The organism is Clostridium nigeriense (assembly GCF_900086595.1).
Lineage (GTDB): Bacteria > Bacillota > Clostridia > Clostridiales > Clostridiaceae > Clostridium > Clostridium nigeriense.
The window spans coordinates 2,274,384-2,286,933 of sequence record NZ_LT575472.1 but is presented as its reverse complement, the minus strand read 5'-3'; the positions used below and the strand labels follow the sequence as shown (position 1 = coordinate 2,286,933).

The window sequence follows — 12,550 nt, the reverse complement described above, 5'->3', positions numbered from 1 at the left end:
AATTAAAGTAGGGGAGATAATAATGGTAAAGGAAAAGGTATTGGATCTTGCTAATCATATTAGTCGTAAAAAGAGAGGAACTAAAAATGAAATAAAACCTGAAGACCCAGAATATATGATTTTAGAGCCTGTTGTTACTGAAGAAATGGCAGAGGTTGCACTTTGCATGAATATAAGACAAAAAACTAATGCAAAAGAATTAGCACCTTTATGTGGCAAATCAGTAGAAGAAACAGAAAAGCTATTATGGGAGTTAGCTGTTGCTGGTGTTTGTTTTGTAAATAAAATTGATGGAGTAGATACCTATTGGTATGATACTTGGGTTCCAGGAATTATGGAGATGATGGTTAACAATAAGGAAAACGTTAACAAATTTCCGCAAATTGCTGAAGCCTTTGAAGCCTATGGAAGAGTTAGAGGTCCAAAGACTACAGGAGCCTTTCCAGTAGGAACAGGATTAATGCGTGTTATTCCTATAGAAAAAGCTATCGATGGAGAAACTAGAAGGGCATCTTATGAAGAAGTTTCTAAATATTTATATGATAATGATATTTTCACGGTTTCAGACTGCTCTTGTCGTATAACAAGAAAAGTAATGGGGGAAGGCTGTGGTCATTTAGCTGAAGACATGTGTATACAAATGGGACATGCTGCAGAGTATTATATTCGTACAGGAAGAGGTAGGCAAATTACTCGTGAAGAAGCTTTTGAAATAATTAAAAGAGCTGAAGAAAATGGTTTAATGCATCAAATACCAAATCTTGATGGATCAGGAAAAACTCATGCAATTTGCAATTGTTGTGGATGCTCCTGTCTTGCTTTAAGAACAGCTGAAATGTTTAAAAATGTTGATATGGTACGTTCTAATTATGTATCTAGTATAGATAAAGAAAAATGTGTAGCCTGTGGAGAATGTGTTGTAAATTGCCCAGTTAATGCATTGAAATTAGGACAAAAACTTTGTTCCATAAAACCACCTAAAATTAAAAAGATTGAAACTCCTCGTGATACAGAATGGGGACCAGAAAAATGGAATCCTAATTATAGAATTAATAGGGAAAACGTTGTAGAAAGTGGAACAAGTCCTTGTAAAACAGAATGTCCAGCTCATATTGCTATTCAAGGATATATAAAATTAGCATCTCAAGGAAGATACAAAGAAGCTCTTGAATTAATAAAACATGAAAATCCATTTCCAGCAGTATGTGGTCGTATATGTCCTAGAAAATGTGAATCAGCATGTACAAGAGGAGATATAGATGATCCAATTGCTATAGATGAAATTAAAAAGTTCATTGCAGAACAAGATTTAAATAAAGAAAATCGATATGTACCTAGAATTAAAAATCACTATAATAAAAAAATTGCAGTTGTAGGATCAGGTCCAGCAGGACTTTCATGTGCATTTTTCTTAGCTATTGAAGGATATAAAGTAACAGTATTTGAAAAAGAAAAAGCTCTTGGTGGTATGTTAACTCTTGGTATTCCATCCTTTAGATTAGAAAAAAATGTAGTAAATGCAGAAATAGATATATTAAAAGAGTTAGGTGTAGAATTTAAAAATGGAATTGAAGTTGGTAAAGATATAACTTTAAAAGAGCTTAGAGAAGAAGGATATGAGGCTTTTTATATTGCAATTGGAGCTCAATCAGGAAGAAAACTAGGAATTGAAGGAGAAAATGCTGAGGGAGTAATTACAGGAGTTGATTTCTTAAGAAGAGTTAATTTAGGAGAAGATGTGAAGCTTAAAGGAAAAGTAATTGTTATAGGTGGTGGTAATGTTGCTATAGATGTTGCAAGAACTGCTGAAAGAGTAGGGGCTGAAAAAGTAGATATATTCTGTCTTGAATCTAGAGATGAAATGCCAGCACTTAATGAAGAAATTGAAGAAACCTTAGAAGAAGGAATTGATATAAATAATTCTTGGGGACCAAAAAAAATTATTATAGAAGATAATAAAGTTATTGGAGTAGAATTTAAAAAATGTATATCTGTTTTTGATAAAAATGGAAAATTCAATCCTGCATATGATGAAGAAAATGTAATAGTAGTAAAAGCAGACACAGTATTACTTTCTATTGGTCAAGCTATTAATTGGGGAGATTTAATTAAAAATAGTAGTATAGAGCTTAATCCTAATAATACTATAAAAGCAGACTATTTCACTTACCAAACTGGAGAAGCTGATGTATTTGCTGGTGGTGATTCATTTACAGGACCAAGGTTTGCTATTGATGCAATTGCTCAAGGAAAAGAAGGTGCAACCTCTATTCATCGTTATGTTCAACCTGGACAAAGTTTAATTATTGGACGTGATAGAAAAGAATATCATGCATTTGATAAGCAAAATATTAATCTTGAAGGGTATGATAATTTACCAAGACAAAAACCAAATCATGTTAATAGTAAAAATGTAAAAGGTAGTTTCTTAGATTTAAGAGGAACATTAACAGAAGAGCAAATGAAAAAGGAAACAGAGCGTTGTCTTAGCTGCGGTGCTACTGAAGCAGATGAGTTTTTATGTGTAGGATGTGGAGCATGTGTAACTAAGTGTAAATTCGATGCTATAAAGCTAGTTAGAAAATATGATGGTGAAGGAGTTGCTTTTGAAGATTTAAAACCTGTAATAATGAAGCAAGTTCTTAAACGTAAAGGAAAAATAGCAATTAAAAAAGCCATAAATATATTTAAAAAAGATTAATAAATTATAATTTATAAGTTTTTATAGAGGAGAGTTTATATGCATGAAATAGGAGTTTTAATTGAAGTTGTTAAGAGTGTAGAAAAATTTGCAAAGATAAATAATGTACAAAAAATAGAAACTTTAGTTTTGCAAATTGGAGAACTCTCTTCAATGATTCCTAAATATATGAAAAATCTTTATCCTGCTTCAATTGAAGGTACTATATTAGAAGGTTCTGAATTGAAGATTGAAATATTGCCAGCCAATGCACTGTGCAAGGAGTGTAATAAGGTATTTAATATAGTTTCAAATAAAGGAATATGCCCCAATTGTAAGAGTGAAAAATGTGAAATATTAAGTGGAAAAGAATTCTATATAAAGGAAATTGCTTGTTATTAAAATATTTAAATAATAAATGGAGGTAATTTTATGTTTAGTTTTAATTATGATGGAGGTGCTTCCTTCATTTCTGTGTGGCTTGTTTGGATTTTAGTATTTTCACTTTTATTTGTATTAAATGAGGTATCAAGACGTTCTAAAATTGGTGGCTTTTTATCCTTTGTTGTATTACCTACTGTTCTCTCTATACTATGGATTACTGTATTAAAGGATACTACCTATACAGATTGGTTCCACTTAGCTAAGGTATATTCAGCAATAGCAGGATGTATTGGCTTTTGGTGTATTAGATATTTACATGGTAAAAATAAAAAAACAGGAAGAGAATGGAGATTAGCTGATAACAAAATAGCACTTTGCTTTCCACCATTAATTCTTGCAATTAATATTTTAGAAGCAGTTGTTAGAGATATACAAGTTGGGATTCAATATGCTGGAGGTGGAATTCTTGCAGATGGATCTATGAGAGTTATCGGTGGATCATGGAATTATATGAATGCACTTGCAGGTATTTTAAATATTATTACACTTACTGGATGGCTTGGAATATGTATTCGTAAAAAGACTAGCAAAGATAAAAGCCAAGATATGCTTTGGCCTGATATGTTATGGTTTTGGATTATAGCTTACGATTTATGGAACTTTGCTTATACTTATAATGCTTTACCAGGACATGCATGGTATTGTGGTTTTGCATTATTACTAGCACCTACAGTATGTGCATTTACTATAGGAAAAGGAGCATGGCTTCAACATCGTGCTCATACATTAGCATTTTGGTGTATGTTTGCACAAACTTTCCCAGCATTTATAGATAAGGGGAAATTTGCGGTTTCATCAACTTATAACGAAAGTTATTTATTTATATTTAGTTTAGTAGCACTATTATTCAATGTTGCTGTATTTGTATATATGATTTATAAAGCTAGAAAAACAAAACGTAATCCATATACAAGTGAACTTTATGTAGATTTAAATAAATATAAAGAAGTTAAAGCTTTAGCTGAATAATTATTTTTATAAGGATATCTATAGGATTTAAAATGGATATCCTTTTATTTTAAAATTTACTTTATAAAAAGGGAGGTTTTTTTATGCATATGGCGGATGCCCTTGTTAATCCCACAGTGGCTGGATTAATGTATGGAGGCTCTATAGTAGCTGCAGGTTATTCTATAAAAAAAATAAAAAATGAAGATGAAGATAAAAAAATTCCTGTAATGGGAGTTATGGGAGCTTTTGTATTTGCAACTCAAATGATTAATTTTACAGTTCCAGGAACAGGATCTTCAGGACATCTTTGTGGTGGACTTTTACTATCTGCTTTATTAGGACCCTTTTCAGGATTTATTACAATGATAGGGGTTTTAACTATACAATGTTTAATGTTTGCTGATGGAGGAATAATGGCTCTTGGATGCAATATATGGAATATAGCCTTTTATGGATGTTTTATTGGAGCTTTACTTATATGGAAACCTATAATGAAAAAAGGAGTATCCAAGAAGAAAATTATATTAGCCTCAATAATTGGATCTATAATAACACTTCAAATTGGGGCCTTTTCTGTTGCTATAGAAACATTAAGTTCCGGAATTACTGATTTACCATTTTTAACTTTTATCTCATTTATGCAACCAATACATTTAGCTATTGGTCTTGTAGAAGGAGGTATAACAGCTGCCATACTATGCTTTATATATGAAACAAAACCAGAATTGCTTTGGGGAATAGGAGTAAATAATGAAGAAAAAGTAAGTAAATTATCTTTCAAAAAGCTTATTATAATATTCTCAGTAATAACACTTTTAATTGGAGGAGGACTTTCACTTTTAGCTTCTGAGTATCCAGATGGATTAGAATGGTCTATTGAAAAAATTACAGCTTCTGCTGAAATAGATTCGGAGGGTGCAGTTTATGATAAGTTTAAAGAAACACAAGAAAATATTGCAGTTTTACCAGATTATAGCTTTAAAGATTCAGAATCAATACTTGGAACATCTTTATCAGGAATAGTTGGTAGTCTAGTAGTTACTGGTATTTGTATAGGAGGATGTTACTTTATTAAATTCTTTAGAAGAGATTTAGTAAAATGAATAAGATAGATAAAATACTTTATAAAATTTACGATATAGATGATTTAGCTAATAAAAACTGTTGGATAAATAAAATTAATCCTTTAATAAAGCTACTTTTAACAATTTTTTATATTTCTTTAATTATAACAATTGATAAGTACAATATAGCAATTATTATAGGGATGAGTGTATATCCAATAATTATGTTTATTATGACAGATATATCATTAAAAGAAGCTTTAAAGAGAATAAGCCTAGCATTACCCTTTATATTTTTTATGGGAATATTAAACCTATTCTTTGATAAAGAAGTAATGTTAAATATAAATAAAATTATAATTACTAAGGGTACAGTTTCTATGATAAATTTAATTTTAAAAGGAACTTTAACTTTATTAGCATCCTATTTATTAATAGCTACTACTACAATGGAAAAAATATGTTATGCTATGTATAAACTTCATATACCATATATATTTATAGTAGAGGTTATGTTTATTTATAGATACATAACAGTATTACTTAAAGAAATAAGCAAAATTACAGATGCATATAGTTTGCGTGCTCCAAGGCAAAAAGGTATAAACTATAAAGCATGGGGGCCTCTTGTTGGACAATTATTACTTAGAAGTATGGATAAAGCAAGTAACATATATGCAAGTATGTGTTTACGAGGATACTCTGGAAAGTTTTATTATTATAATGAAAATAAATACAACAAAAAAGATTTTATGTATTTAATTATATGGTTAGTTATACTTATTACAATTAGATTTTCAGTATTATTGCAGAGTATAGGAGAAGCATTTATTTAGGAGGAAATATGAGTGATATTCATATAAATGTAGAAAATTTAACTTTTTCTTATGAAAAGAATAATAAAATACTTAATAATATTAATTTTAATGCTAAAGAAAATGAAGCTATAGGAATAATTGGAGCAAACGGAGTAGGAAAATCAACTTTATTAAAGCTATTAGTAGGGTTAGATTTAAATTATGAAGGCAAAATAAACATAGGTAATACTATATTAAATAAGAAAAACCTAAATAAGATTAGAGAAAATATTGGGTATGTATTTCAAGATTCTGATAATCAATTATTTATGTCAAATGTTTATGATGATATTGCCTTTGGACCTCGTAATTATGGATTATTAGAAGAGGAAGTTAAAAGTAGGGTAGAAAATGCTTTAAGTATGGTCCATATTGAAGGGCTTAAAAATAAAAAGACTTATAAACTTTCTGGAGGAGAAAAGAAACTTGTAGCAATAGCAACAATATTCTCTATGAAACCTAATATTATTTTAATGGACGAACCTTCAATTGCATTAGATCCAAGGAATAGAAGGAATTTAATTAATATATTAAATGAGTTTCAGCATCTTAAAATTATTGCATCCCACGATTTAGATATGATTTTAGATACCTGCAATCGTACAATTCTTATAGCAGATGGAAAAATTATTAAAGACGGCAATACAAGAGAGATTCTGATGGATAAAGAATTACTTGAAGCTAATAATTTAGAGCTTCCTCTATGTTTTCAAAGAAAATAAAAGTTATCATAATTTTATAAAAATTCTTATTATGGTATAATAATTTTGAAATTAAATATAAGGGGAGGGCTTTAAAATGCCAATGTTAAGATTTAAAGCTATAGAAACTAAGGATGTTTGTACAATAAGCAAAGAATTAATAGATGAATTACAAGAGCTTATTCAATGTCCAAGAGATTACTTTAGTCTATCAGTTGATAAAGCTGAATATGTAAGAGATGGAAAAATTGTTAAAGGTGAGCCTATAGTAGAGGTCTCATGGTTTGATAGAGGTCAAGAAATACAAGATAAAGCAGCAAAAGTAATTACTAAATACGTTAATTCAGTAGGATATACTAGTTTAGATGTTATATTTTTTGTTCTAGACGAAAGTAAGTACTATGAAAATGGAGAACATTTTTAAATAAAATAAATTAAGCCTATATTATTACTTTAAATGTTATAGTATAGGCTTTTATATATGTCTATTTAATTTTATCTTTTATAATGCATATACCTTGGGTCATAGTTCCCATAGGACAATAAACACACCAAGATTTAGGTTTATATAAAAACATAGTAATAAAGCCTAATATTGTAGAGGTAAGCATCATACTATAAAATCCAAAAGCAAATTGAGCAACCCATGGAGTAACATTAGTTAAATCAGTAAAATTCCAAGGTAATTTAAAAGTCCACATAAGAGTTATAACTTCTTTTAATTCAGTAGTACCACTAAATACTAGTTTAGTAATATATAGCATATTAACAAACATAGCTAAAAAGAATATTAAAAATCCATATCTAAACCACTTTGTTTTTAAAAATTTAGGAATCGACTTATTTCTTGAAAATTTAGAACCTACAATTTCTAAGAGTTGCCCTCGTCCACAGTATATATTGCAATAAGCCTTATCCTTTTTAGTTAAACTTATTATTAACGGTATAGAAAAACAAAGTAACCCAAGCCAAGCAAATAATATATTAAATAATCCTAATGTAAAATATAGAATAGTTGCAATCCAAAGATAATCGTACCAATTCTTTTTCTTATTTTTCTTCATTATTGTGTTACCTCTTCTTTTATTTCAATAACTGATGCAGGGCAAACTTTTGCACATTTAGAACATCCTACACATTTATTAAGATTAACATCTGCATAAATTCCTTTATATACAGAAATTGCTCCAAAAGGACAAGTTTTTTGACATACTCCACATGCCACACAATACTTTGTAACAACATAAGCCGTTCTTCTAATTATTTGTTTATCCATTATAATCCCCCTAATATCATAAGATTTCATAGATTATTCTATTATAGATTTAAAGATTTAACTGTAACAAAATCACAAACATACAAATACTTTGACAAAGCTTCCTACTACTGATAAAGTTGAATAAGCATTAGTTAAGTGAAAGAGGTAGATACACAAATGAAATTTGAAGATCTTAAAATAAATGAAAAAATTATCAGTGGTTTAAAAGCTATGGAGATAACAGAGCCAACTGATATACAAGAGAAAATTATTCCTTTAGCTGTTAATGGAGAAAATTTAATTGGACAATCTGAAACAGGTACAGGTAAAACATTAGCTTATCTTTTACCTACAATAGAAAAAATCGATACAACTAAAAAGGAAATGCAATGTATAATATTAGCTCCAACTCATGAGTTAGCTATTCAAATAAATAATACTATTAATGAATTAAAAAAAGCAGGAACTTTAGATATTACTTCTACATCATTAATAGGAAGTGCAAATATAAAAAGACAAATAGATGCCTTAAAAGCAAAACCTCATATTATAGTTGGTTCTGCTGGAAGAATATTAGAGTTAATAGGTAAAAAGAAGGTTTCAGCTCATACTATAAAAACTATTATAATTGATGAGGTAGATAAGCTTTTAGATAAAAACAATCTTCCTGTTATAAAAAACATAATAAAATCAACTCAAAAGCAAACACAAGTTATGATGTTTTCAGCTACTTTAAATAGTAAAACCTTAGACATAGCTAAGACTTTAAAAGAAAACATAAATGTTATTTCTGTTAAAAATAATAAGGTTAATGAAAATATAAATCATAATTATATAAAAACTGATAGCAGAAAGAAAATTGAAACTTTAAGAAAGCTTATATATGCAACAAATGCAGAAAGAGTTTTAGTATTTAATAATGATGTTTACACTACAAATACTGCTATTGAAAACTTAACAGCTAGTAAGATAAAGGTAGCGGCTATTGGTGGCAATAACAAAATGGAAGATAGAAAAAAAGCCTTAGAAGACTTCAGAAAAGGTAATATTAAAGTATTAATTGCTTCAGATGTAGCAGCAAGGGGATTAGATATAAAGGGCGTAACTCATGTTATTAATTTAGATATACCTGAAGATCCTAATGATTATTTACATAGAGCAGGAAGAGTTGGAAGGGCAGGAGAAACTGGAGATGTATTTTCTATAGTTGATGAAAGAGAAGAGAAAATAATCAAGTCTCACGAAAAAAACTTTAAAATTAATATTAAAGAAAAGCATCTTTATAAGGGAAATATAGAAGAATAAAAATTTTAAAAGGCTTTTGTCATTAACAATGAAGTGACATAAGCTTTTTATTTATATTTTAATTATAATATTATTAAAAACTTTAATAATAAATAAAAGTGTAAAGTATTATATAAATACTAATAAAATAGATAAAAAATATAAAGAAGTAGTTTAATTGAAGATTAGCTACAAGTTAATAGATAAGGAGAATAGAATTTATGAGGAAAATATTATTTTGCAATATTGCTTGGATGAAAAATTATAGAGGTATTAATGAAGAAGATAAACCAATAAATGGTGGGAAATGGGTAGAGGAAAATAATAAGGCTCATGAAGAGTATAATTTTGACCCTATTAATATTATTGGAGAAGATGATATGTATTGTCTAGGATTTGTAGAAACAAAATCAACTAATAGAAAAGACTCTAACCAACTCCACATTGAAAAAATTAATAACAGCAATTTAATTAGTAGTGAGGAGTCAGTTGACGATGTTTTAGTAATTTGGTGTGCGAAATCTGATTATAGTGATTTCACGTCAATAGTTGGATGGTATAATAATGCAACAGTTTTTAGAAATTACAATACTATGAAGTTTGAAAATGGTTATGAGCAATATTATAATATCTATGCTAAGGCTAAGGATTGTGTATTATTACCAGTTAATTTAAGAGCTAGAAGAACCTTATGGTATGTTCCTAGAACTGGCAAAAAGAACTCACCTTCATATGGATTTGGACAATCTAATGTATGGTTCGCAAATGATTCATCAAAAAATATTATTTAGAAAAAATTATTTCTCAAATAGATAGTTATAGTGGTGAAAATTTAGTTAGTAGGTAATAAAGTATATAATTATTATAAATTAAAAGATATTTTGTAAGCTATATATGGTATGTTAAATTAAAACATGTGGTTTAATAAAAAAGAATACTAAGAATTATAACAGCTCAAGTTCTTTATATAAGAGGCTTTGAGCTGTTTAAACTTTATAGCTTTTAATTGTAAAGCTTTAATTATTTGATGTTTAAATGCTTTTCTGGTGGCAATCAACAAATTTTAAAATTAATAAATTAGTCCTAAATTCAGTTAAAGAAAATAAAGATATTGAATTATATTTTCTTATAACAAATAATTACGACAAAATAGAAAGAGATATTATAAATCATTATAATCTACCTTAATAATGATTCATTTAGAACAGATAAATATAAACGCAATAAAAATAATTTAAAAATTAATTCGAAAAAAGTAAAATTAAATAATTAAATAGAAAATAATAAAAATAGGTGGTTCAGAAGTGAAGAAATATTTTAAAAAAAGCCAAAGAAAATGGAGAAAAAGAAATACCTTTAATTTCAGGATAATTACATAAAAATCTTAATTTAGAAAATAGAATACCAACAGTATGTGATGCTATGAGATGTATTATAATTATACCTACGATGAAATATTAGAATCTCCTCCAAAAGAAAGAGGATCCAGATTAATAATAAAATATAACTTAAAAGAGAAATAATAGTAGAAAAAAATGAAAGGTTATAACAAATTAGTAAGAGATAAAATACCAGCAATAATAGAAGCTGATAATAAAAAATGTGAAATAGAAATAGTACAAGAAAATAAAAACAAGATTTATTAGAAAAGAAACTATTAGAAGAGGTAAATGAATACTTAGAAGATAAAAATCTAGAAGAATTAGCTGACGTAATGGAAGTTTTATTTTGTCTAGCAAATGAACTAGGCTATAGTGAAGAAGATTTACTAAATAAAAGAAATGAAAAATTAAAAGCCAGGGGTGAATTTAAAGAAGGAATAGTATTAAAGAGTGTACGTTAAGTTATAGGAATAGTATTAAAATAATGAAAAGATTTTGAGTAAAAGTGTTAGTATAAAAGAATATGATAACACTTTTATTTTGTATGCAATGAAACTTAGTTAATGTCGATAGATAAGAATAAATGTCGAATTTATTTAATGAAAATAAAATAATGTTATAATTAAGCTTAGAATAAAAATAATAAAAAATAGTTAATAAATATAAATAAAAAAGGATGTATTGTGGTATAATTCTAAAGAGAAAAAGTGGACCATAAAGGAGAGTTTTGAAATGAAATATAAGTCTACTATAAAATCAAGACCTTATTTATACAAAGAAACTAAAAAGGCTATAACCTTTATAAATAAAGGATTTAGCCTAAGTGATATTAAAAGATTATCTTTAGAAGAAAATATATTTCAATTAGAAAGTGAAACTAGAAAAGTTGAAATTGCATCAATAATAACAACAAGATTAAAAGATATAAACCCATATATTTTAGATAAAATTGAAAATGGAAATATAGAAACATCAAAAGTATTGGTTTTATATTTAATAATAAAGAATGATAGATTATTTTTTGAATTTATTAATGAGGTATATAAGGAAAAAATATTATTAAAGGATTTATACATAAGAGATAAAGATTTTGGTGTGTTTTTTCAAAGTAAAAGAGAACAAAGTGAAAAGGTTGCATCTTGGTCGGAATATACGTTTAAGAAATTAAAGCAAGTATACATAAGAATACTTTTTGAAAGTGGTCTTATTTCAAATCAAAAAGGTGATAAGGAAATAAAATTACCTATTATAGATAGTGATGTTAAAGAATATCTATATAGAATTGGCGATAAAGTGTATATTAACGCGATTTTAGGAATAGTAGATTAGATGGTAGGTGATAAAAATGAAAAGTATATATGAAAGAATTGATCAAATATTACCTAAAATAGTTGAGCCTAACTTTAGACAAAATAAGGGATTAGGTAACGAAATTGGATTTTATGTTTTTGATTATAATCCAGAAGAAGAGTTATTAGTTAGAGATAGAATTAAATTTATAAAAGAAAAAGCTAAGAATGCTTATGGATTAAATATAATGGAATTTGATCTTTATGAAATCATTTTAGAACTTTTAAATTCTAAAGGATATCTTCAAAAGAATTTTCAAATAGAAGAAAAAAGAGGTAGTGAACAAGTATTTACTGCTACTAAAAAAGCTTTAAGACTTACATTAGATAATGATTTAGTAGTTCAATATATTAAAGATAAATTAGATTGTAGTGATATTGTATTTTTAACAGGAGTAGGTAAAGCATGGCCTATAATTAGATCACACACAATTTTAAATAATCTTCATAGAATTGTTGAAAAACAACCACTCGTAATGTTCTTTCCAGGAAATTATGATGGTGGATCACTTATGTTATTTAATTATTTAAAAGATGATAATTACTATAGAGCATTTCAATTAATTGATAAATAATGACT

13 protein-coding genes and 1 pseudogene are annotated in these 12,550 nt (G+C 27.5%); 12 read left to right on the top strand and 2 right to left on the bottom strand.

Annotated elements, in window-relative coordinates; genetic code table 11:
* Positions 1 to 22 precede the first annotated feature (22 nt).
* From BN6774_RS10850 to BN6774_RS10820, 7 genes are all read left to right on the top strand, one after another.
* Positions 23 to 2,701, top strand: coding sequence for an FAD-dependent oxidoreductase (locus BN6774_RS10850; protein WP_066893496.1), 2,679 nt, complete (start codon positions 23 to 25; stop codon positions 2,699 to 2,701).
* Positions 2,702 to 2,740: 39 nt separating this feature from the next.
* The gene (locus BN6774_RS10845; RefSeq protein WP_066893495.1) at positions 2,741 to 3,082 is read left to right on the top strand and encodes a hydrogenase maturation nickel metallochaperone HypA/HybF; all 342 of its coding nucleotides are present in this window, start codon (positions 2,741 to 2,743) and stop codon (positions 3,080 to 3,082) included.
* A gap of 30 nt (positions 3,083 to 3,112) precedes the next feature.
* Positions 3,113 to 4,093: a DUF5692 family protein gene (locus tag BN6774_RS10840; RefSeq protein ID WP_066893494.1), complete on the top strand. Its 981-nt coding sequence runs from the start codon at positions 3,113 to 3,115 to the stop codon at positions 4,091 to 4,093.
* A gap of 83 nt (positions 4,094 to 4,176) precedes the next feature.
* Positions 4,177 to 5,178 carry an energy-coupling factor ABC transporter permease gene (locus BN6774_RS10835; protein ID WP_066893493.1) on the top strand — a complete coding sequence of 334 codons (1,002 nt, stop codon included), beginning with the start codon at positions 4,177 to 4,179 and terminating at the stop codon, positions 5,176 to 5,178.
* On the top strand, positions 5,175 to 5,975 hold the full coding sequence (gene cbiQ / locus BN6774_RS10830; RefSeq protein ID WP_066893492.1) for a cobalt ECF transporter T component CbiQ: 801 nt from the start codon (positions 5,175 to 5,177) through the stop codon (positions 5,973 to 5,975). Before BN6774_RS10835 ends, cbiQ begins: the two co-directional genes overlap by 4 nt.
* 8 nt (positions 5,976 to 5,983) lie before the next feature.
* Entirely contained in the window at positions 5,984 to 6,718 is a 735-nt protein-coding gene (locus BN6774_RS10825; protein WP_066893491.1) for an energy-coupling factor ABC transporter ATP-binding protein, read from the top strand.
* Positions 6,719 to 6,794: 76 nt separating this feature from the next.
* Positions 6,795 to 7,121 carry a DUF1904 family protein gene (locus BN6774_RS10820; RefSeq protein ID WP_066893490.1) on the top strand — a complete coding sequence of 109 codons (327 nt, stop codon included), beginning with the start codon at positions 6,795 to 6,797 and terminating at the stop codon, positions 7,119 to 7,121.
* Between the two features lie 61 nt (positions 7,122 to 7,182).
* Here BN6774_RS10820 and BN6774_RS10815 read toward each other — a convergent pair whose 3' ends face one another.
* Entirely contained in the window at positions 7,183 to 7,761 is a 579-nt protein-coding gene (locus tag BN6774_RS10815) for a 4Fe-4S binding protein (RefSeq protein ID WP_066893489.1), read from the bottom strand.
* Positions 7,761 to 7,973 carry a DUF362 domain-containing protein gene (locus BN6774_RS10810; RefSeq protein ID WP_066893487.1) on the bottom strand — a complete coding sequence of 71 codons (213 nt, stop codon included), beginning with the start codon at positions 7,971 to 7,973 and terminating at the stop codon, positions 7,761 to 7,763. Before BN6774_RS10810 ends, BN6774_RS10815 begins: the two co-directional genes overlap by 1 nt.
* Before the next feature lie 138 nt (positions 7,974 to 8,111).
* Here BN6774_RS10810 and BN6774_RS10805 point away from each other — a divergent pair, with 138 nt between their 5' ends.
* The 5 genes and pseudogenes from BN6774_RS10805 (at position 8,112) to BN6774_RS10785 (ending at position 12,545) form a co-directional block, all read left to right on the top strand.
* Positions 8,112 to 9,260, top strand: coding sequence for a DEAD/DEAH box helicase (locus tag BN6774_RS10805; RefSeq protein WP_328586427.1), 1,149 nt, complete (start codon positions 8,112 to 8,114; stop codon positions 9,258 to 9,260).
* A 200-nt stretch (positions 9,261 to 9,460) separates the two neighbouring features.
* Positions 9,461 to 10,030, top strand: a complete 570-nt coding sequence (locus tag BN6774_RS10800; protein ID WP_235829608.1) for a hypothetical protein — start codon at positions 9,461 to 9,463, stop codon at positions 10,028 to 10,030.
* Between the two features lie 744 nt (positions 10,031 to 10,774).
* Positions 10,775 to 11,082: pseudogene (locus BN6774_RS10795) on the top strand (phosphoribosyl-ATP pyrophosphohydrolase).
* Positions 11,083 to 11,353: 271 nt separating this feature from the next.
* Positions 11,354 to 11,950, top strand: coding sequence for a DUF1819 family protein (locus BN6774_RS10790; protein ID WP_066893483.1), 597 nt, complete (start codon positions 11,354 to 11,356; stop codon positions 11,948 to 11,950).
* A 16-nt stretch (positions 11,951 to 11,966) separates the two neighbouring features.
* A complete protein-coding gene (locus tag BN6774_RS10785) occupies positions 11,967 to 12,545 on the top strand; it encodes a DUF1788 domain-containing protein (RefSeq protein ID WP_066893481.1) in 579 nt (192 codons plus the stop codon).
* Positions 12,546 to 12,550 lie beyond the last annotated feature (5 nt).